The organism is Pedobacter frigiditerrae, from assembly GCF_032678705.1.
Lineage (GTDB): Bacteria > Bacteroidota > Bacteroidia > Sphingobacteriales > Sphingobacteriaceae > Pedobacter > Pedobacter frigiditerrae_A.
This window is the reverse complement of the sequence record NZ_JAVTSS010000001.1, coordinates 2,154,905-2,175,281: the sequence shown is the minus strand read 5'-3', so window position 1 is coordinate 2,175,281 and position 20,377 is coordinate 2,154,905. Positions and strand designations below refer to the sequence as shown.

Here is a 20,377-nt window from a genome sequence, read left to right as displayed (position 1 = left end):
ACAAAGATACAAAAAAAGTTTCCTAACAATAATAGATTATAGCTATGAACATATAGTTAAAACTCGCATTTTTACATTCACATAACCATAGCTACCATGAATAAGATTGAACATATCGGCATTGCCGTAAAAAACTTGACTAATTCCATAGACATTTATCAACGTTTGCTCAATACAGATTGTTATAAAACTGAGCTAGTTGCGTCTGAATATGTGAACACGGCCTTTTTAAAGCCTGGAGAAAATAAAGTCGAATTATTAGAAGCTACTTCTCCCGACAGCCCGATTGCTAAGTTTTTGGAGAAAAAAGGAGAGGGCATTCATCATATTGCTTTTTTGGTTGATGATATTTTAGAAGAAATGGAAAGGTTAAAGAATGAAGGTTTTACCTTGCTAAACGATGCGCCAAAAAAAGGAGCAGATAACAAAATGGTTTGTTTTGTGCATCCTAAAGATGCAAATGGGGTTTTAATAGAGCTTTGCCAGGAGATTAAGTGGGTATAGTTGGTTCATTGGTTCATTTGTAGCGTGTGGAAATAGAATGGGTTTGATGTTTTTGAAATAATGATACCAATGAACTAATGAACAACAAATTACAAAAATGACTGATACTACCTCTTTACTTAAATTAATCTCTAAACACTTCGATGTTCCTGAAAACATTAGCGAAGCTCATCTTCGTGAAGTATTAATTAAAACATTCGAATATTTGGTAGAGGACGATTTTCCGAAATTACTACAGGTTTTATATCGTGCTGATGTAGACCAATATAAACTGAAAGATTTATTAGAAAATACAGAAGGTAAAAGCACAGCAGAAATTATTGCTGATGCCTACATAGAAAGACAAAAAGCGAAAGTGGAAACTTGGAAAAAATATAGTAATTAAGGCAGGTAAAATGTAAGATGTGAAATGTAAGATGGAACGAATAGCTGAACCTCAAAGGTCGAGGGGTTTGATCCCTTTTCCATCTTACATTTTCCCTTTTCCATTATATTAAACTCCCGATGAAAAATTAGAATTCTTAATGAATTTCGGTGCTGCTCTGTGTTTAGTAGCCTGTTCGAAAGCATAAGCAATGCCCAAAATAACTGGCTCTTGATAAGCACTTGCAAAAATGGATAAACCTACTGGAAGTTCATAAATTCTCCCCATTGGAACGGTAATATGAGGGAAGCCTGCCATAGCAGCTGGGGATGCAAAATAGAAACCACCTCCCGAATCACCATTAAAAAGATCAATTAGTGATGGAATACCATAACTGGTGCCTGCAATAGCATCTAATTGATTTTTTTCCATTAAATCGTTGATGATTTTTTTAGCTGAATTAACTTTCGCTAGGGCTTCCTTGTAGGCAGTACTATTTAAATCAGGAGCTTTGTCACTATTCTCTAGGTTTTCCTGCTTAAAATAAGGCATAGCAGTACTTTCGTTTGCTTTATTAAAAGCAATAACATCACTTAAGGTTTTAACTTTAGCGTTAGCAGTTGCTAAATAAGCATTTACACCTGCTTTAAATTCGGGCTGTAAAACACTTGCATTAATGGTACGCATTTCTTTTTGTAGCTCTATCTCTATAACTTCAGCGCCAAGCTCCTTAAATTTTTCAATTGCTGCTTTATATAAACCAACCACACCTTCGTGACCATTTAAAAACGACTTTTCAAATCCGATTCTCTTCCCTTTCAGTGCATCTGCTTTTAAAAATTGGGTATAATCTAAATAGGTTTTACCCTCACTTGTTTTAGTTACTTGATCTGCTGCATCTATTCCTATTAAGGCACCTAATAAAATTGCAGTATCAGTTACATTTCTAGTCATTGGTCCGGCTGTATCTTGCGTAAAAGAAATAGGAATAATGCCACTTCTACTTAATAAACCTACGGTTGGTTTTAATCCTACAATGCCATTATAACTAGAAGGAGCAATGATAGACCCATTTGTTTCTGTGCCAATGGCAACAGCACATAGATTAGCCGATACCGCTGATCCTGATCCTGAACTCGAACCACTCGGACTTCTATCCAATATGTAAGGGTTTTTTGTTTGTCCGCCTCTGCTGCTCCAACCACTACAAGGCCTGTTAGAACGGAAGTTTGCCCACTCGCTTAAATTCGTCTTTCCTAAAATAACTGCTCCAGCCGCACGTAATTGTTTAATGATAAAGGCATCCGCCGATGCGATATTACCAGCCAAAGCCAATGAACCAGCTGTTGTTTGCATTTGATCTCCGGTATTAATGTTGTCCTTAATTAAAACAGGAATGCCATGCATAGGTCCACGAACTTTTCCTGCCTTTCTTTCGGCATCCATTTCACTTGCAATAGCCAATGCATCTGGGTTTAATTCAATCACTGCATTTAATTTCGGACCAGCCTTATCAATCTCCTGAATTCTTTTCAAGTACGTTTTTGCCAATGACTTGGCGCTTAGCTTACCACTTTCCATCATTATTTGCAGTTGTGTAACCGTAGCTTCGTTTAAATTGAAGTTGTCTGCATAGCTATTATCACCGGTAACAATAGCTTGAGGTATTAACGCATTTGCAGATCCCATGCCGAATGTGGAGATAATACTAGCTGCTGCACCGTTTTTGATAAAGTTTCTTCTGTTCATTGAAGGTTGATTGAAACCTAAATATAGTGAGAAAAGGGGAGAAGTCCGAAAGTCAGTAAGGTATGGTGTTCAGAAAAGGAAAAAGACTAAAGCGGTTCCTTTAGATTTCATTAAATAGTAAACAACCAAATTATTATTATGGGTTGTAACAAACCTTAATTAATTTTATCTATTCCTAAAATTTAGAGATGCAACAAATTATACCTTATCACAACGTTTCGGAAGCATTATCATTATTAGACAATGGTGGTAGGTTTTATAACCTTTTTACAAAAGCAGCCGATGGTGAAATTAATGTAGCCGAATTATCTAAGGTGGCTGGGTTATTTAATGAGAGGCAAAAATTGATTTTATTTTTAGAACTTTCTTTATCTCAGTTAACTAAGGAAGATCAAATTGAGGTTATTGCTAAGTTAGATGATCGATTAAGAAGAGATTTCTTGAAGTACAAGGCCTTGGAATTAATGGCTTCAGAGGCTGAGGAGCGAGGCGTATTATCTGTAAATACCATTATTACTGGAGTGCCAATAATAAAGGATTCGAAATCAGAGTTTAAGGGTATAATTCTCATTCCAATTTCTACTGGTAAGGTAACAACATTCATTCCCATTCCCATTATTGATCAATATGATATCTATGAAATAAAGGATGACTATTCTTCTGAAACTTTTTTGATTGCCCATTACCATGGTAAAGATAAATTACCCTTAGAAAAAATAAAGGTGGCTGGAGTCTTAAAAAAAATAGAAGTTAAAAATAATGAAGCAACAGCATTTCGTAAGTTTTTAGAAATTAATTATTACCAACGCTTCTGACCAGTGTCGTGAGCAAATCATAATATGGATTATTCTGTTGTTTAACATTAAGGTTTCAGTTATCTGGAGGACATTTTTTAATATTTAATTAACCATACAAAACAAAACTTCAATTCTTAAGCAAAAAATCTAAATACCATTTGTATTTAAAAATAAAAATAATGATATTTGCATCCTCTAAAATAGAGATAGAAAAGACAATCAGAAACGTCATAAGCATTGTTGCCAGCAAATTGCAATTAGGTTCTTGAAAGTTTCAGTATAAATAACTTAAATAATATTCAAATGAAAAAAGATTTGCATCCATCAAGCTACAGATTTGTAGTATTTAAAGATATGTCTAACGAGTATCAGTTTTTAACTAAATCTTGTGTTGAGACTAAAGAAACTATCAAATGGGAAGATGGAAATGAGTATCCATTGTATAAATTAGAGATTTCTCATACTTCTCACCCTTTTTACACTGGTAAAATGAAATTGGTTGATACAGCAGGTCGTATCGATAAATTCAAAACTCGTTACGCAAAGAAATAATTTCAGCGAAAGCAGAAAAATATCGAAAGTCCCGTGCATTGCTCGGGACTTTTTTTATTTTTGTTGCTTATGGCAATCAATCTATTTGATGATACGTCTTGGCGCTCGCTCAGACCACTTACTTTCACAAGGCCTGTGGCCGATTTACGCGTAGGAATTTTAACCATCGCAGAAAAATGGGCTAAACAATTAAACACTGATTTCGGCTTTCAAACTCAAGATTACCTTTCTGCAAAATTCACAGCAAAACAGGCTGATTTGTTTATTAATGGTGCTATTTGCCCTAATGAAGCATTGATTGATGTTGTTTCAAATTTAAAGGCTGCTCAAGCACTGTATGCTGATGATTTGCTAATTGCCTTAAGATTAGAGGAAGCGGCGTTTAGCTTTGAGGTTGATAAAATTAAGGGTTTTGAAAAGGTTTTCTTTGATGAACCATATGTACAGTTAAAATTTCCTGAAGACATCTTTAAATCTAATGATTTAGAAATAAAGGAAGACTTTAAATTACTAACAAAAGGCAAAACATCGGCTACGCTAAGTAGTACCAATGTTTTTTTAGGAGATAATATTTTTGTAGAAGAAGGGGCAACAGCAGAATGTGCAACATTTAATAGTTTACAAGGACCAATTTATTTAGGTAAAAATAGTCAGGTTTGGGAGGGATGTTTCATTAGAGGATCTTTTGCTTTATGCGAAGGGTCTTCTGTTAAAATGGGCGCTAAAATTTACCCTCAAACTACAATTGGCCCTCATAGTAGGGTTGGTGGCGAAATCAATAATGCAGTAATTTGGGGTTACTCTTCTAAAGGTCATGAAGGTTATTTAGGTAATTCGGTTATGGGACAATGGTGTAACATAGGCGCTGATACCAATAACTCTAACCTAAAAAATAATTATGCTGAGGTTAAATTGTGGGATTATGAGAATGAAAGTTTCCGTAAAACAGGTTTGCAGTTCTGCGGTTTAATCATGGCTGATCATGCTAAATGTGGTATCAATACCATGTTTAATACGGGAACAGTTGCAGGTGTAAGCGCAAATGTTTTTGGCGCTGGTTTCCCTCGTAATTTTATCCCAGATTTCGCTTGGGGTGGCGCAAATGGTTTTGAAGTGTATACCTTAAATAAAATGTTAGCGACCGCTAAATTGGTTTATAATAGAAGAGGAATGGAATTGGATGATATTGAGGTAGCGATGTTAACCGAGGTATTTGAGAGAACAAAAGCTTTGAGGCATTTTTAAGAGAGAGAAGTTGGAAAGTTGGTGAGTTGGGGAGTTGTTAGAGTTTAGGGGTTTAGGACGAAAGACGAACAACGGAAAACGACTAACAAACAATATAAAATAGAAATTATTGGTAGAAATGTAGTTTTGGTAATATAACCTTACAACGTTTCAACCTTAAAACATTTAAACATAAACAAAAAATGAGAAAGAAAATTGTTGCTGGTAACTGGAAAATGAACTTGGAATATAGCGAAGGCATATCCTTATTTTCGGAAATTGTAAATATGGTTAGAGATGAGAAAAAGGGCGATCAAACGGTTGTGATTTGCTCTCCTTTTATTCATTTGAACAGTTTAGCACAGTTAGGTAATGGCATCGTTAAAATTGGTGCGCAAAACTGTCACCAGAACGAAAGTGGCGCTTATACAGGAGAAATTTCTGCTAAGATGATCAAATCTACTGGTAGTGAATATGTATTGGTTGGTCACTCGGAACGCAGACAATATTTTGCAGAATCTGATGAGCTATTAGCCTCAAAAACAGTTATCGCTTTGCAGAACAATTTAGTGCCTATCTTTTGTATTGGAGAAACCTTAGATGAAAGAAACAACGGTAGTTATTACCACGTTTTAGAATCTCAATTAGAAAATGGCGTATTCGGATTAAGTGCAGAAGATTTTGGCAAAGTAATTTTAGCTTACGAACCAGTTTGGGCAATTGGTACAGGTTTAACTGCTTCACCAGAGCAAGCACAAGACATTCATGCATTTATTAGAGCTAAAATTGACGCTAAATACGGAATGAGTGTTGCTGATGATACCACAATTTTATACGGCGGAAGTTGTAATCCTAAAAATGCAGCAGAATTATTCGCTCAACCAGATATTGATGGTGGCTTAATTGGTGGTGCTTCTCTAAAATCTCGTGATTTTGTAGACATCGTTAAAACTTTCAATTCTTAATGGAATATAAAAAAGTAACCTTCAGTTTTACTGATATTCAAGAGTATCAAAAAGATATCTTGATTGCAGAACTTGGAGATATTGGCTTTGATACCTTCGAAGATACTGAGACTGGTTTTGATGCATTTATCCTAGCTAATCAGTTTAATGAGGCTGAGTTAAAATCCATTTTGACTGGTTATGGCGATGAATTGCAACATACTTATGTGGTAAGTTCCATCGCCCCAGAAAACTGGAATGAAGAGTGGGAAAAGAACTTTACACCACTTATTATTAATGATGATTGTTATGTAAGGGCAACTTTTCATGAACATCAACCTCAATACAAATACGAGATTGTAATAGATCCAAAAATGGCTTTTGGTACTGGTCACCATCAAACTACTACGATGATGATGCTTTACATTTTAGAAGCCGATGTGCAAGATAAAGTTATCCTAGATATGGGCGCTGGTACAGGTATTTTGGGAATTTTAGCAGCAAAAAGAGGAGCAAAGGATATTGTTGCCATTGATAATGACGAGGTATGTTATCGCAGTGCGATTGAAAATGCCGGCTTAAATGAGATTGATAACTTGACATCGCTTTGTGGAAGTAAGGATGTAATTCCTGAGCAAGAATTTAATATCATTTTAGCAAACATCAATAGAAACATTTTGCTAGATCAGATAGAAAGTTACGCTGCGGTATTAACACAAGGTGGATCAATCTATTTTAGCGGTTTTTATGAAACTCCAGATTTGGGTATGATTAAAGATCACTGCGCTAAATTTGGATTAAGTTATATAGACCATAAAAAGATTGGTGATTGGGTAGCGACGAAGTTTGTTAAGAATTAATTATAGGATGACAGAATGATTGAATTTTGAATAACAGCATTTTGCTTATTCCAATCATTCAAAATTCTATCATTCAAAATTTTTAGGGATGAGAATACATTTTATTGCCATTGGCGGAAGTGCGATGCACAATTTAGCCATTGCTTTACATAAAAAAGGTTTTAAGGTTACAGGTTCTGATGATGTGATCTTTGAGCCATCGAGTACTAGGTTGGCTAATTATGGATTATTACCTGCCGAATTTGGTTGGTTTGAAGAAAACATAACGCCAGACCTTGATGCTGTTATATTAGGGATGCATGCTCGTTTAGATAACCCTGAGTTATTGAAAGCTCAAGCAATGGGTTTGAAGATTTATTCTTACCCTGAATATATTTACGAGCAATCTAAAGATAAACTGAGAGTTGTAATTGGTGGCAGTCATGGTAAAACTACTATTACTTCTATGATTTTACACGTGCTTAATTATTATAAAAGAGACTTCGATTACCTAGTTGGGGCGCAATTGGCAGGGTTTGAAACCATGGTAAAGGTTACTGATGCTGCTCCTGTAATCATCATTGAAGGAGACGAGTATTTGGCGTCGCCGATTGATAGACGACCAAAATTTCACTTATACCAAGCCAACATTGCAGTAATTAGTGGCATTGCTTGGGACCATATCAATGTGTTCCCAACGTTTGAGGATTATATTTCCCAGTTCACTCAATTCATTGACACGATATTACCCAAGGGAAAATTAATCTATTGTGAAAATGATTTAGAATTAAGAAAAATTGTTGTTAATTCTAAAGCAAATTTAGACAAGATTCCTTACTCCATTCCGGCTCATGAGGTAATTGATGGTGTAACATATCTTTTGCCTCAAAACACCCCATTGCAGGTCTTCGGCGATCATAATTTAATGAACCTAAATGCAGCAAGATTAGTCTGTGAGACTTTAGCTATAAATGAGGAAGATTTTAATGTAGCTATTGCTTCATTTACTGGTGCAGCCAAGCGTTTAGAGCTTTTAAATGCCACTCAACATACCAGTGTTTATAAAGATTTTGCACACTCACCATCTAAGTTAACGGCTACAATTAGTGCAGTAAAAGCACAATTTAACAATAGAAAATTAGTAGCTTGTATGGAGCTGCATACCTTTAGTAGCTTAAACAAAGAGTTTTTGCAACAATATAAAGATACGATGCACGATGCAGACCTGGCCATCGTTTATATTGATGAAAAAACGTTTAAACATAAAAAGATGGAACCATTAAACGTGCAAGATGTTCAAACATCTTTTAATGATAAAAACATCATTTTTTTTAGCGATGCAGTGGCACTAGAAAGTTATTTAAGGGAATTAGATTTTTCTAATACAAATCTTTTATTAATGAGCTCTGGTAATTTTGGTGGTATAGATTTAGTTAAGTTGGCATTAGAGTTGAACGTTTAGTATAAATCAAATAACTAAACAAATGAGCATCATTGGCAAAAACAGCAATATTGGGAAAAATATAAGGGTACTGCGTCAAAAAAAAGGCTGGAGCCAAGGAGAGGTGGCAAAACGTTTAAAAATTTCCATACCTGCCTTCTCAAAGATAGAAAGCGGCATTACTGATATAAACATCTCTAGGTTAAACCAAATTGCCAATCTGTTTGAAGTTTCCACCTTAGAAATAATTGCTAGGGACGGTATGAATTTCGGACCAGGAAGCACCATAGAAGTCAGGTTGCTAAAAGAAAAGCTTGCCGATCAAGAAGACGAGATTATCAAACTTCAGAAAAAGGTAATTGAATTATATGAGGAAATAAGGAATTACGCCCTACATTAAAAACCTTTACGCATGGTTAGGTGTCGCTTTCCAAAAGTGGCACCCGTTGCTTCATGTATAGCAATCATTTTTTCGTTAAAATCGCCTACCCAAGATAGCTCTAGTTCTACATATTGGTTTTTAGGTAAAACATATTCTCCTAATTTTATGAATAGAGCAGATTCTAGTCCAAGTTTTTGGAATTTAGTTTTTGTCCCCATCACAATAGCACGCATTCGTTTTACGCCAATCCAACGTTTGTAGGCAAACTTTAACTTCTCTAACAAGCCTAGCTTACCATTAAGTCCCCTGATCATTTGGTTGGCATCTGGAATAATTACCACGAAAGCTGCAGGTTCGCCGTTGGCGTAGGCAAACCAAATCAGGTTCTCGTCCATAATAACTTCCATTTGTTTGAAGCTTTCTGTTAATGTTTCTTTTTTAATGGGAACAAAGTTTTCGAAATCTTGCCAGCCATCATTATAAATTTCCATCAAATCATTAATGTACTTTTCGGCATTTGCTTTTTTGAAATGCTCGAAACTATAATCTGGTTTAGCAGCTACCCAATTGGCTATTTTGGTAAATCTGGCTGGGAAAGGAATGGTAAGGTTAATGTGGTTAGTTAACTGCTCATAAGCTGTTATAAAACCATAGTCTACAAAGAATTGCTGATAATAAGGTAAATGATAATTCATCCCGTAAGATGGGGGCGTAAAACCCTCTACCAATAATCCCCAGAAGGTATCATTTTCTCCAAAGTTAATTGGACCTTCCATTGCTTTCATGCCTTTCTCTTGCAACCAGTTTTTAGCAGTATCGAAAAGTAAAAGAGCGGCTTCTTTATTATTTATACATTCGAAAAAACCCATTCCGCCAGTTGGCACTTCATAATTATGGGCTTTTTTCTCATTAATAAATGCAGCAACCCTGCCAATGGTTTTATTATTGTTGTCTTTTAATATCCACCTTGTGCATTGACCATGTTTAAAAAAAGGATTACTATTTACATCAAAAACCTTTTCGATATCATTATCTAACGGACGGATCCAATTTTTATCGTTTTGGTAGATTGATTCTACAACATTTAAAAATTCTTGCTTACTTTTTTTATCCTTAACTGGTACAATCTTCATGCTAGGGTAGCTAATTAAAATAAAAAGCACCCTAAAAGGATGCTTTTACTGATCATATTTTATATTTCAGACTAATATCTATCGTCGTCGTCGTCATCATCGTCATCAAAGCTATCGAATGTGCTGATATCATCTATTGGCACATCAAATTCTTCATCAACTTCAACATCATCATCTAGATCCTCTGTCTCTAGTATGTCGTCGTCTTCATCCTCATCATCCTCTTTACTAGAAAGGGGTTTGTTAATAATGTCTTTACCGGTTGTTTTTTTTGGCGCTTTCATAAAACAAAAATTAATAGTGGGAAAGTATTAATGGTACTCTAAATTACAAAAATCTTTTAATAGAAAGAAGCCTGTTTTTTAGAATTAATATTTAAATCAAAATTATAATAAAAAGATTTTTTATGAAACTTTTTTTCAATTTTTTCTTGGACTGAAATGCAGGTAGTTAGCTGTAAACGAAGATAAAGATTAATTGAAATGAAAATAAACCAAGCATTTTCAGAAAAATTTTTAATTAAAATGTAAAAGTACTGAACTTTTAAAGCCAAAGAAAATGTGCTAAAAGCAAAAAAGCGTCTCAATTTAATTGGGACGCTTTTAACACACAAATGAAACCTGAATTGAGATATAGTTTTAGGTTAGGTTAAAAAATATCTTTCGTCAATCCTATAAGAACGTTTTTTGAACAAACAATTTCTGTTTGTTTAATATCTTATAACAAGTTTAGTGCTATTTGAACGAAGATTTGAGATTATTGAGTAAGTGGTATGAATAATTGAGTAAACGGTAAAAACTAGCTCAATGGAACTAAAATAGTGATCGTTGTACCACTATTTCCGTTCTGTTCTATAAACAGTTGTATTGGTTTTGCTTCAATTTTATTCAATAAATTAATTCTTTCTTGTGTTAAATTCATCCCTTTACTTTGGTGGGCAGAATTTTTAGCTAGTAACGAATTCTTAATTCCAACACCATTATCAATGATTTTAATCCATAAATAATCTTCATCTTTTTGATCGATATTGATTTGTACTTCGCCACCTTCTTCCTTAGGCATGATACCATGCCAAATGGCATTTTCTATATAGGGTTGCAATAACATTGATGGAATTTGAGTCTCTTCCTTGTCAATTTGCTGGTCAACATTAATGCTATAAATGAATTTTTCTCCGAAACGATATTTCTCTAGACTTAGGTAAAGATTCAAATATTCAATTTCCTCTTCCAAGTTAATGTAACTCTTGGTGCAGATTTCTAGGTTTTTTCTAATCAGCTTTGCGAAGCCCGTTAATACCTTATTTGCCGATGAGGTGTTTTGTGTATTGATGTAATGCTGGATGGAATTCATCACGTTAAATACAAAATGAGGATTCATCATGGCTTGCAATGCCTGTTGCTCTAACATCAGGATTTTATTTTTAAGAAGTAACTGTTCTTGTTCCTTGTTTTTTTGCCTTTTGGTAATACGAACGGTTATGATATATAATAAATAAGCACCAATAACCATCATTATGATTAAAAACCACCAAGTTTGCCAAAAATGTTTTTCTATAACAAACTTAATTTTAGCTGGGGCACTCCACTGGCTATCTTGGCTTTTGGCCGAAACTTCAAAACAATACTCACCTGGTTCTAATGACGAAAGTTCTAATCGCCTGTTTCTAGTTTCCGACCAGTTTTCATCATCTTTTAAACGATAACGATAAACGATTTTTTTGTTCTTAAAATCAATTGCACTATAATTAAAAGTGATGTTTCTTTCTTCTGGTTTTAGCGTAAAACTTGAAAAACTTAAATCTAAAAGCTCTTTGTTAACACTTACAGATGAGATATAAGTATTTGGTGCCTTTGTTTGCTGTGATTTCTGACTATGAGCAAAATAAACCAATCCGTTATTGGTTGCAAAATAAGCAGTGTCGGTATCTATATAAATATCATTTAGATCGTCAGATAATAACTCATTCGCATAATCAAAGGAGCTAATGATAAATTGATTTTGATTGACAGATATTCGATTGACACCTGTATTACTAATTGCCCATAAAAAATTATTCTGCACAAAAAGTCGGTTAATGATGTTATTATTTAAGCCATCTTTTTGCTTAAGCTGCTTAATGATTTTGCCATTTTGAATGAAAACAATGCCATAGCCATCTGTTGCTAATGCGATGATGTTATTGTCTAATTGCTTTATGTCATTAATTCTTTTGGTTAATAAACTGTTTTGTTGATAGTATTTCTTTAAAAGGCCTTTTCCAAATTCAGTTAAACCATTGGTATTGGAGAACCATAAATTTTGGAAATGATCATAATAAACACGGTAGGAACGGTCTTTAAAATAGTCTTTGTTCTCTACATAATTTAAGGAAGAAAATTCGAATTTTTTAAATCTATCATTAATGATAACAACCCCAGATGATAAGGAAAGAGCAAGTTTAGATCCTGTATCGATGCTAAAATTTTTAACTACATAAACAGAATTATTGGTCTCTTTTAAGTAGCTAATGCGAGCAGGAGATGGGTTGTTAGTTGAAAGATAACCCAATCCGTAATCTGATGAAAAGAAAATGGTTTGGTTCTTTTTATCGAATGTTAGTTGTTTAATGAGGTTGTATTTTTTTGGGTCTGGGAGGTTTATTTTTTGAACGGCTTTAGTATGAGGATTTAAAATGTTAATACCATTTCCAACCCCCATCCATATTTTTCCATTCTCATCTTTAGTAACACTTTTAATTACATCGTTACTTAAACCGTCTGCTTTATTTAAAATGTACAATCGTTCCTTGGCTTCTGGCAGACGATAAATTCCATTTTTCGTAGTAAACCAAATATTTCTATTATGGTCTTTGATTACTTGGTTAACATCTACGTCCTTTAATAATTGATTTACTTTTCCATCAAAACCAATTGCGTAAACGCCGCTATTGTTGCTCAACCAAATAGATTCTTTATCCACATATAAATAACCTGGACTATTGTTCAATAGCTCTGGATTGATCTTCAATATCAACTCTGTTTCACTTCCATTTTTAATGTTTAATCCTGTGTTATCTAGAAAATAAACAGTTTGATCTTTTCTTGTTAAGGTTTTGTAGGATAAGGGTAATAGTTTATCCTCAACTAAAACAAAATTACTTTTAATGTATAAAAAGGTTGCAGTTGTACTATAAGCCCAAATGTTTCCTTGTTTATCTTCATTGATAAAGGCATTTGCATATTGCTTCTCTAAAGTAGGCGAACTGTATTTGATTAATGATTTTCCGTCCCATACACCAATAATGTTTTTATTAGTGCCAAACCAAATGCGACCCTTACTGTCTTCTAGAAATGAAACAATAACCGCATTAAAATTTAATTGTTTGAGCTGTTTATCGTTATCTGGATTGTAAATTTTTCCATTGTAATAATAGCTTAGCTGTCCGTTTAATGATAAAAACCAGATTCTTCCCTTGCTATCTTCCCGTAATTGTAAAACCTGATTATCAGGCAAGCCATCATCAACAGAAAAATTCTCAAAAACGGCACCATCAAACCTACTTACGCCAGCATCGGTGGCCACCCAAATAAAACCTTTTTTGTCTTGTAAGGTGTAATAACAATTATTACTGGGTAAGCCATTTTTGGTAGTATAATGTGGAAGATATGCAGTTTGAGCATTACTTTTTAATACCGAAACAAAAATGAATGCCGATAAACAAAAAAATAGGTATGGAAATTTAATTCTCACTTTGAAAATCGGTGTAGTTCTTTATTTTATCGAAAAAATCACTGGCTCTTCTACGAGAAACGTTTATGGCATCTCCATTGTTTAATATTACCTGTAAGCCATTTTTAGAATTGTATTCTTTGATGTATTTAAGGTTTACAATACTCGATTTATGAATCCTTACAAACCTATTCTCTGGTAAAATTTCTTCATAATCCTTCAATACTTTAGAAACAGCAATCTTTTCTAAGTTGGTTAAATGAAAAACAGAATAATTGCTGTCAGCCTCAATGTGTATGATGTCATCAATATCTACTAGTCTGTACCCTTGGCCACTTGGTAAGGTTATTTTTTTAATAGCAGTTCTATCAGCTAGGTCTGTAGCTAAGTTTTTTAAGCTTTCATTCCTGTTGTTACCTGCTTTACTTAGGTTAATGTACTTTTCTGCTTTTACAACAGCTTCCTTTAGATCGTCAATATCAATTGGTTTTAACAGGTAATCTAATGCGTTTGCCTTAATTGCTTTGAGGGCATATTGGTCGTAAGCGGTTGTGAAAATTACAGTGGCATTGGCAATTTGTGCTTGTGGAATAAGTTCAAAACCATTTTCGCCTGGCATTGCAATGTCTAAAAAGATTAAATCTATTTGATGTGCATTTAAAAGTGTACGGGCTTCTGCTACAGATTTTGCAATGCCAAGTATGTTTACTTGATCACAATTTTCCTGTAATAAAAAATAAAGAGAAGAGCGGGCAAATTCTTCGTCGTCTACAATAATGGCATTTAACACAGCTGTCATTTTTATTTGGCTCAATTTATCAAAAAATGGAGGTATTAAGAAATATTTATTCCATTGCCAAAACCGAACTAAAATATTTACCGTAAGTGTAAGCATAAGACCTTTAAACGAACCTTAAATTAAAAATCATTCTTATGGAAAATTTAAACGAAAAAGAACAAGATGTGATGCTTAAAGAAAGCAGCATTTTGGATGCTAAACTAGAGCGCCGCTCTTTCTTGCAATTTGCAGGAGCAGGCGCTGCAATTGTTGCCTTAACTGCAGCAGGTTGTAGAAAAGATAGGCCAATTACACCTGCAAGTGGTGTAACACTAGATTTTAAAGACGATTTTGGTGTATTGAATTATGCCTATGCATTAGAGCAACTAGAAGCTGCATTTTATGTTCAAGTAGCATCAGCACCACCATCTGCTTTTACTCAGGTTCAAAAAAACTATTTCCAAGATGTACAATTTCATGAAATTGCACATAGAGAATTCTTTAAAAAAGCTTTAGGTACAGCTGCAATTGGTAGTTTATCGGTAGATTTTTCGAGTATAGATTTTACAAGTGCTACAAGTGTGTTAGCTGCAGCTCAAGCGTTTGAAGATTTAGGTGTTGCTGCTTATAATGGAGCAGGCGTTAGGTTAAAAGATACAGGTTATTTAGTAATTGCCGGACAGATTGTTTCTGTAGAGGCTCGTCACGCTGCTTGGGTTAGGGATCAAATCTCAAATGGAACTTTTGCCGATCTAGCTAGTTTATCTGCCCTTGGTGCAGACAATGCTAACGGACTAGATGGTGCATTAACACCAGATAAAGTTTTGGCGATAGCTGGCAAGTATGTTAAAACCAAAATCAATGTTATTAACCTTTAACCTTAAAAATCAGAAATCATGAATATTGTAAATATATTAGAAGAAATAGAAAAAGTTGATGGTGAAATCTATGAAAGATTAAGTCCACGCAGAGCGGCGATGAAAGATTTTTTTAACGTTGGCAAAAAAATCTCTTTAGCTGCATTGCCTTTAGCTTTAGGTTCAATGTTTCAAAAAGCTTACGGACAGTCGAACCCAACTAACGTTAATGAAGTTTTAAATTTTGCTTTAACATTAGAGTACTTAGAGTATCATTTTTATAACCACGCTTTAACAAATTCTACTATTGCATTCCCAACTCCAGCATCAAATGCTGCTATTACTACTATTCGTAACCACGAGTTGGCACACGTAAACTTATTAAAAGGCGCTTTAGGTGCAGCAGCAGTTACGCCTTTTGTAGATGCCGATTTTGATTTTACTGGAGCAGCCACTTTTGGAACAGCTTTCGCGGATGTTTTTAGTAATTATGCAACATTCTTAAAAGTAGCTACTGCTTTTGAGGATACAGGTGTTAGAGCATATAAAGGACAAGCGCCAGTATTAAAAGGAATGCCAGTTTTAACTACTGCATTGCAAATTCACTCGGTAGAGGCTCGTCACGCATCACATTTACGTCAAATGGCTGCGGCAGCTGGTCTGCCATTAAAACCTTGGATATCTAACATCACAAATGGTAATGATACAGGAATTTCTCAAGTAGATGCAGTTTACGCAGGTGAGCAAAATACAATGATTGCTGGTGTTGAAATTACTGGAATTAATGGAACTGCAGTTACAAAAACTCAAGCGGCAGAATCGTTTGATGAGTTTTTAACAGGTTCAGCAGTAAAAACCATTGCAAACATTTTTATCAAAACAAGAAAATTGTCATAGTTTTAATTGGTTTATATTGAGGGAAGAGGACGAAAGTTTTCTTCCCTTTTTTTATGTAACTTAAAATTGTCTTTGTTCTTTTTGAAAAGCAAAGTCAATCCCTCTTTTTATTGGCAGTCTTGCTTTACGTTACAATCTTTTCGGCTTAAAAGCCAAAAAGGATTTTCACTGCAATCAAGTTTAGATGGCAAAGACAGCAGAAGAAACAATGTTTTAATGCGTGAAATAAAAGCTTATCTGCTTCAAAAGAGTTCCTGCATAACAAATTGAAAAGTTATTATTTGCTAATAGAAAAACCTTTAAAGAAAAAATCCTTGTTTGCAGTGCTGATGCCTGCTGTAACGAAACAAGTTAGAGAATAAGATATATCATTCAATAAAAATATATTGATGTAAACTGTAGATTTATTTTCTTCATTAATACCTTCAAGCGAATAGGTTTTCATATTATTTACTTGGTTAACCTTAATATCGCCTATGGCATATTTTGGCATTTTAGCTTTTATCCCACCTACAACAACATCAAGAAATTTAATTCTTGTAAGTAAAGAATCTGTACTTGTGGCTTCTAAAAAAGAATTTTTGTCAATAGGAACCACAACTACACCAAATACAGTTCCTGTACTATCTCTTGCTATGTAAGTGCTTTCTGATACCTTTTTTGCTTCGGCAGGAAATGCGATAGTTAATTTATCATCAAACTTCTGACTAACCCAGTTTTTCTGAGCCGTTGCATATAGATTCAAGCTAATAAGAATGGCAACTAGGTAGCGTTTTTTAGGCATCTTTTTTATTTACTTATAAAAATATTCGTTAAGAATAGATCTGTGTTTTTAGTGCTTTTACCATCAGGAACAAGACTGGTAACGCTATGGGCAGTTCCATCTACAAAAACAATGTTCATGTAAACTGTAGTTTTAGCTGCGTCATCTCTTCCCGTAACATGGTAAGCAGTTTGTCCTTTTAACTTTATGATTTCTGCAGTTTTAAAAGCAAATTTGGGCATGGTTGGTGTTAATCCTGCCATAAATTCATCTGCCCAGCTTTGTAAGACTATATTTTTATTAAATTCTTCTAACGATAAATTAGTGATTTTTAATAAATCCACAGAACTGACCAAGAAAACTACATCATCCTTGTCTCTAATTCCGTAGCTGTTTTCATTTATTTTCTTAGATTCAACAGGGAAGTTAACAGTTACTTTATCGTTAATCTTTTGTTTAAACCAACCTTCTTGAGCGTTAACATATATACTAACAACTGAAAGGAATAAAATTAGAATGGATTTTTTTAACATGATAAAGGGTTGATTTAAGGTGAAATTTGAGCTCGTTTATTTACCTCGAATTTATAAAAATAAAATTGATTTTTGCTTTAAATACTACTTTTTAACTGCTGTATTGTTTCCAAACTTGCGAGGATAGTAAGATAGTGTTACCATAAAGTATTGTTGCAAAACATTTCTGGTAGAAGTTGTAAATGTATTGGTTCCTGCAAAGTTAAATATAGCCCTGTTTTGTTTCAATAAATCTAATGCAGATAATTTAAGCTCAATATTATTGCCTTTAGTGAAACGATAATTTGCTTCTGCATTCCAAATGGTAAAGTTTACAGTTTCACCAACAGAAGGATTGTTATTATTAAAACTTACGTTACTATTCAAAGAAAGCTTCTTGGTGAAATTATAATTAGCACTTAATGCAGAGGTAAGGGTTGTGTTTTTATAAGCAGTATTTAATGATTTTTGCTTTGATGAGCTTGTTCCGATGCTCTGGCTACCTTCTAATGCAAATTTATCTTTGAAAGTATAGTTAGTTGAGATTTTGTTTTCAGTTGAAGTATTGTTAGAGAAGTTAAAAACTCCATTTAAATAGTTGGGTGTTCGGTTAACATTAAAACTAGTGGTATACCCAAATTTCAGCTCTGAGGATTTAAACTTTAAAGATTTACGTACATCTCCGTATAAACGAGCGTATTTAGTTCCATCGGCATTTGCCAAATAGTTGTTTCTCCTATTTCTGGCATCAATAAATGAGCTATCAATAATTGCATCTTCAGTTAAACCAATTGAAGCGTTTGCACTAAAGTTTAGCGTATTCTTATTTCGCATATCATATCTGTAAATACTTAAGTTTAGCGACTTGGTTTTTGCTTCAGTAAGATTAATGTTTCCTCTTTGTAAATTATATAAATTGGTACTGTCTGTTAATGGTGCTAATTGATTAACGGTAGGGATAATAACTTGTGTATTATAGTTTAATGATATACTTGTTTGATGTGTGCCATATTGGTAATTAGAATAGGAAATACTAGCCGTAGGAACGAAATTGTTGTAATTTCTATTGATGTTTTGAAAGCTCTTTATCGATTTATTGTCTTGATAGCTCAATTGTTGAGCGGCCGCTAATCTAAAGCTTAAATTTTTATTATAGCGATTGCTCAAATTCTTGTAGAAGCTTTTAGATATGGAAAGTCCAGGTGTAAATATCGCCTGATTGGTTTGTAGATTATTAGAGAGGTAATCGTTTGTTAAATAGGTGCTTCCATTTAAATCTGAAACCTGATTTTTGTTTTTATTGTTATCTATATCAAGCTTCGCTGTAAACTCGCCATTAAAGTTTGATAAGTTTTTATTGCCAAAAAATAACGACTTTAAATCACGGATTGCTAAATTGATATTCTGATTAAAACTTTTAGTGTTCGTTTGATAGTTTCTATTAAAATCTCTTTTTAACGCAGGGGTTAACAAATCTCTAAATTCGGTAATTTCATTTCTATCGTTATTTCTATTATTCATTGAAAGGTTATAGCCTAAGGTAAAGCCTTTAAACCTTTGCTTCCAGTTATTATAGTTGTTGTAACTGTAATTTGCTCTTAAATTGAAATTCTGATTTTCGGTATTATTTGTGCTGCTTCCGTTATTTGTACTGGTTGTTTGGTTGTTGTTATCAGAAGCGTTTCTAATATTGGTTTGTACACTGTTGCTGTTATCTGTACTAAAAGTTTCGCTAATATCAATTTGATGATTTTTCTTAAAGTAATTGAACTGTGAATTTTGACGATGACTTTCACTATTGTTAACAGACGTATTTTCTGAAAAAGAGTATATCTTATTATTACTTGAAAGTGTAGTGATATTCTGATTTTGGGAATTATTAATTGATTCTATATTCTTAAAATAGTAATCTGCACTTAACGAACTCTTATTATTCCATTCCTTGCTATCGGGTGTAAAATTATAACTCATTTTGGCACCAGCTACAGTTCCCTTATTAATACCTGCTTGCCTAAAATCTGGTTGATATTCTACACTTGTACCTGTTCCTTTAAAAGTACTGTTTCGAACTAATGTATTAATGTCGTTTGGTGTTTTGTTTACATCATTTGTGGCTCCAATAATTGCAAGTTGTAGTTTAGGCGTGGTAAAGTTAATGTTTCCATCAAGCTGATAATGATTATCAGTTCCATACCCAAGGCCTATCTTTCCAAAGTACGACCTGTCTTTTCCCTTTTTTAGTTTTAGGTTAGCAACCAGGTTACTGTCTAATGGATTATTTCGATCTGCATTATTAAATATCTGGATTTTCTCCAATGCATTTTTTGGTATGTTTTGTAAGGTTACTTTATTATCTCCATCAAAAAACTGTTTGCCATTTACCAATAAACTTTTAACTTCCTTACCATTAACGGTAATAATTCCATCGCCCCAAACAGTAATATTCGGTACTTTTTTAAGCAAATCTTCAACAGTGGCATTGGAGTCTAATTTAAAAGCGGCTGCATTTATTTCTAAGGTATCGTTGTTGTAGGTAATGGGAGGGATGCTGATCACTACCTCTTTCAAAGTTTCATTTCTAGGATTTATGATCAAAGTTTTTAAATCAAGTAAGGTTTCGCCTTTCGGGATTGTTATTTTTTGACGAAAAGTTTCATAACCTACATTACTTACATCTATTCGTAAGATTTGCCCAATTGGCACATTTGTAAATTTAAATTCACCATAGTTATTGCTCAATTGATAGTTTAAGACAGAACTATCAGCACGATAAATAGATACTGTGGCAGACTTTAAAACATAATTATGTGCCGTATCGCGAACTATTCCTTTGATAGTTCCTGTTGTAGGTGTGGTAGCAGGTGTTTGAGCGTATGTAGAGGTGCATAGGCAAAATATGCCTAAGATTATTAAGAGAGAGAAGCGCATGG

General features: G+C 33.9%; 19 protein-coding genes. 11 read left to right on the top strand and 8 right to left on the bottom strand.

The window, feature by feature from the left end; all coding sequences use genetic code 11:
• Window positions 1-96: 96 nt before the first annotated feature.
• A complete protein-coding gene (mce, locus tag R2Q59_RS08480) occupies window positions 97-504 on the top strand; it encodes a methylmalonyl-CoA epimerase (protein ID WP_316785162.1) in 408 nt (135 codons plus the stop codon).
• A 97-nt stretch (window positions 505-601) separates the two neighbouring features.
• The gene (locus tag R2Q59_RS08475) at window positions 602-889 is read left to right on the top strand and encodes a hypothetical protein (protein ID WP_316767819.1); all 288 of its coding nucleotides are present in this window, start codon (window positions 602-604) and stop codon (window positions 887-889) included.
• Between the two features lie 108 nt (window positions 890-997).
• Here the strand turns inward: R2Q59_RS08475 and R2Q59_RS08470 are convergent, their stop codons facing one another.
• Window positions 998-2,617, bottom strand: coding sequence for an amidase (locus tag R2Q59_RS08470; protein ID WP_316785160.1), 1,620 nt, complete (start codon window positions 2,615-2,617; stop codon window positions 998-1,000).
• A gap of 188 nt (window positions 2,618-2,805) precedes the next feature.
• Here R2Q59_RS08470 and R2Q59_RS08465 point away from each other — a divergent pair, with 188 nt between their 5' ends.
• The 7 genes from R2Q59_RS08465 (at window position 2,806) to R2Q59_RS08435 (ending at window position 8,814) form a co-directional block, all read left to right on the top strand.
• Window positions 2,806-3,432, top strand: coding sequence for a hypothetical protein (locus R2Q59_RS08465; protein ID WP_316767816.1), 627 nt, complete (start codon window positions 2,806-2,808; stop codon window positions 3,430-3,432).
• A 285-nt stretch (window positions 3,433-3,717) separates the two neighbouring features.
• Window positions 3,718-3,966 carry a type B 50S ribosomal protein L31 gene (locus tag R2Q59_RS08460; protein WP_113653318.1) on the top strand — a complete coding sequence of 83 codons (249 nt, stop codon included), beginning with the start codon at window positions 3,718-3,720 and terminating at the stop codon, window positions 3,964-3,966.
• A gap of 69 nt (window positions 3,967-4,035) precedes the next feature.
• Window positions 4,036-5,211, top strand: coding sequence for a putative sugar nucleotidyl transferase (locus R2Q59_RS08455; RefSeq protein ID WP_316785158.1), 1,176 nt, complete (start codon window positions 4,036-4,038; stop codon window positions 5,209-5,211).
• A gap of 182 nt (window positions 5,212-5,393) precedes the next feature.
• The gene (gene tpiA / locus R2Q59_RS08450) at window positions 5,394-6,155 is read left to right on the top strand and encodes a triose-phosphate isomerase (RefSeq protein WP_316767809.1); all 762 of its coding nucleotides are present in this window, start codon (window positions 5,394-5,396) and stop codon (window positions 6,153-6,155) included.
• The gene (gene prmA, locus R2Q59_RS08445) at window positions 6,155-6,994 is read left to right on the top strand and encodes a 50S ribosomal protein L11 methyltransferase (protein ID WP_316785157.1); all 840 of its coding nucleotides are present in this window, start codon (window positions 6,155-6,157) and stop codon (window positions 6,992-6,994) included. Before tpiA ends, prmA begins: the two co-directional genes overlap by 1 nt.
• Window positions 6,995-7,082: 88 nt before the next feature.
• The gene (locus R2Q59_RS08440; protein ID WP_316785154.1) at window positions 7,083-8,435 is read left to right on the top strand and encodes a UDP-N-acetylmuramate--L-alanine ligase; all 1,353 of its coding nucleotides are present in this window, start codon (window positions 7,083-7,085) and stop codon (window positions 8,433-8,435) included.
• A gap of 22 nt (window positions 8,436-8,457) precedes the next feature.
• Window positions 8,458-8,814 carry a helix-turn-helix transcriptional regulator gene (locus R2Q59_RS08435; RefSeq protein WP_316767803.1) on the top strand — a complete coding sequence of 119 codons (357 nt, stop codon included), beginning with the start codon at window positions 8,458-8,460 and terminating at the stop codon, window positions 8,812-8,814.
• Here R2Q59_RS08435 and R2Q59_RS08430 read toward each other — a convergent pair.
• From R2Q59_RS08430 to R2Q59_RS08415, 4 genes are all read right to left on the bottom strand, one after another.
• Complete coding sequence (locus R2Q59_RS08430) at window positions 8,811-9,929, bottom strand: GNAT family N-acetyltransferase (protein ID WP_316767802.1); 1,119 nt, start codon at window positions 9,927-9,929, stop codon at window positions 8,811-8,813. The genes R2Q59_RS08435 and R2Q59_RS08430 overlap by 4 nt on opposite strands.
• A 71-nt stretch (window positions 9,930-10,000) precedes the next feature.
• Window positions 10,001-10,213 carry a hypothetical protein gene (locus R2Q59_RS08425; protein ID WP_316767800.1) on the bottom strand — a complete coding sequence of 71 codons (213 nt, stop codon included), beginning with the start codon at window positions 10,211-10,213 and terminating at the stop codon, window positions 10,001-10,003.
• 514 nt (window positions 10,214-10,727) lie between these two features.
• Window positions 10,728-13,661 (bottom strand): two-component regulator propeller domain-containing protein, encoded by a 2,934-nt coding sequence (locus tag R2Q59_RS08420; protein WP_316767799.1) that lies wholly within the window; start codon window positions 13,659-13,661, stop codon window positions 10,728-10,730.
• Window positions 13,651-14,535: a LytTR family DNA-binding domain-containing protein gene (locus R2Q59_RS08415; protein WP_316767797.1), complete on the bottom strand. Its 885-nt coding sequence runs from the start codon at window positions 14,533-14,535 to the stop codon at window positions 13,651-13,653. Before R2Q59_RS08415 ends, R2Q59_RS08420 begins: the two co-directional genes overlap by 11 nt.
• A 38-nt stretch (window positions 14,536-14,573) precedes the next feature.
• Here R2Q59_RS08415 and R2Q59_RS08410 point away from each other — a divergent pair, with 38 nt between their 5' ends.
• Window positions 14,574-15,296 (top strand): ferritin-like domain-containing protein, encoded by a 723-nt coding sequence (locus tag R2Q59_RS08410; protein ID WP_316767795.1) that lies wholly within the window; start codon window positions 14,574-14,576, stop codon window positions 15,294-15,296.
• A gap of 18 nt (window positions 15,297-15,314) precedes the next feature.
• Window positions 15,315-16,172 carry a ferritin-like domain-containing protein gene (locus tag R2Q59_RS08405; protein WP_316767793.1) on the top strand — a complete coding sequence of 286 codons (858 nt, stop codon included), beginning with the start codon at window positions 15,315-15,317 and terminating at the stop codon, window positions 16,170-16,172.
• Between the two features lie 277 nt (window positions 16,173-16,449).
• On the opposite strand, the gene R2Q59_RS08400 is transcribed toward R2Q59_RS08405, so the two are convergent.
• The 3 genes from R2Q59_RS08400 to R2Q59_RS08390 form a co-directional block, all read right to left on the bottom strand.
• Window positions 16,450-16,956 (bottom strand): hypothetical protein, encoded by a 507-nt coding sequence (locus R2Q59_RS08400; protein WP_316785152.1) that lies wholly within the window; start codon window positions 16,954-16,956, stop codon window positions 16,450-16,452.
• A 5-nt stretch (window positions 16,957-16,961) separates the two neighbouring features.
• Window positions 16,962-17,468 (bottom strand): hypothetical protein, encoded by a 507-nt coding sequence (locus tag R2Q59_RS08395; protein WP_316767789.1) that lies wholly within the window; start codon window positions 17,466-17,468, stop codon window positions 16,962-16,964.
• Between the two features lie 84 nt (window positions 17,469-17,552).
• A complete protein-coding gene (locus R2Q59_RS08390; protein WP_316785150.1) occupies window positions 17,553-20,375 on the bottom strand; it encodes a TonB-dependent receptor in 2,823 nt (940 codons plus the stop codon).
• Between the last annotated feature and the right edge of the window lie 2 nt (window positions 20,376-20,377).

Excerpts from the sequence above, each read along its gene's own strand:
- R2Q59_RS08455 (WP_316785158.1), top strand. The coding sequence starts at position 4,036 with ATGGCAATCAATCTATTTGATGATACGTCTTGGCGCTCGCTCAGACCA.
- prmA (WP_316785157.1), top strand. The coding sequence starts at position 6,155 with ATGGAATATAAAAAAGTAACCTTCAGTTTTACTGATATTCAAGAGTAT.
- R2Q59_RS08415 (WP_316767797.1), bottom strand. The coding sequence starts at position 14,535 with ATGCTTACACTTACGGTAAATATTTTAGTTCGGTTTTGGCAATGGAAT.
- tpiA (WP_316767809.1), top strand. The coding sequence starts at position 5,394 with ATGAGAAAGAAAATTGTTGCTGGTAACTGGAAAATGAACTTGGAATAT.
- R2Q59_RS08460 (WP_113653318.1), top strand. The coding sequence starts at position 3,718 with ATGAAAAAAGATTTGCATCCATCAAGCTACAGATTTGTAGTATTTAAA.
- R2Q59_RS08390 (WP_316785150.1), bottom strand. The coding sequence starts at position 20,375 with ATGCGCTTCTCTCTCTTAATAATCTTAGGCATATTTTGCCTATGCACC.
- R2Q59_RS08405 (WP_316767793.1), top strand. The coding sequence starts at position 15,315 with ATGAATATTGTAAATATATTAGAAGAAATAGAAAAAGTTGATGGTGAA.
- R2Q59_RS08425 (WP_316767800.1), bottom strand. The coding sequence starts at position 10,213 with ATGAAAGCGCCAAAAAAAACAACCGGTAAAGACATTATTAACAAACCC.
- R2Q59_RS08470 (WP_316785160.1), bottom strand. The coding sequence starts at position 2,617 with ATGAACAGAAGAAACTTTATCAAAAACGGTGCAGCAGCTAGTATTATC.
- R2Q59_RS08475 (WP_316767819.1), top strand. The coding sequence starts at position 602 with ATGACTGATACTACCTCTTTACTTAAATTAATCTCTAAACACTTCGAT.
- R2Q59_RS08435 (WP_316767803.1), top strand. The coding sequence starts at position 8,458 with ATGAGCATCATTGGCAAAAACAGCAATATTGGGAAAAATATAAGGGTA.
- R2Q59_RS08400 (WP_316785152.1), bottom strand. The coding sequence starts at position 16,956 with ATGCCTAAAAAACGCTACCTAGTTGCCATTCTTATTAGCTTGAATCTA.
- R2Q59_RS08465 (WP_316767816.1), top strand. The coding sequence starts at position 2,806 with ATGCAACAAATTATACCTTATCACAACGTTTCGGAAGCATTATCATTA.
- R2Q59_RS08440 (WP_316785154.1), top strand. The coding sequence starts at position 7,083 with ATGAGAATACATTTTATTGCCATTGGCGGAAGTGCGATGCACAATTTA.
- R2Q59_RS08410 (WP_316767795.1), top strand. The coding sequence starts at position 14,574 with ATGGAAAATTTAAACGAAAAAGAACAAGATGTGATGCTTAAAGAAAGC.
- R2Q59_RS08430 (WP_316767802.1), bottom strand. The coding sequence starts at position 9,929 with ATGAAGATTGTACCAGTTAAGGATAAAAAAAGTAAGCAAGAATTTTTA.
- R2Q59_RS08395 (WP_316767789.1), bottom strand. The coding sequence starts at position 17,468 with ATGTTAAAAAAATCCATTCTAATTTTATTCCTTTCAGTTGTTAGTATA.
- mce (WP_316785162.1), top strand. The coding sequence starts at position 97 with ATGAATAAGATTGAACATATCGGCATTGCCGTAAAAAACTTGACTAAT.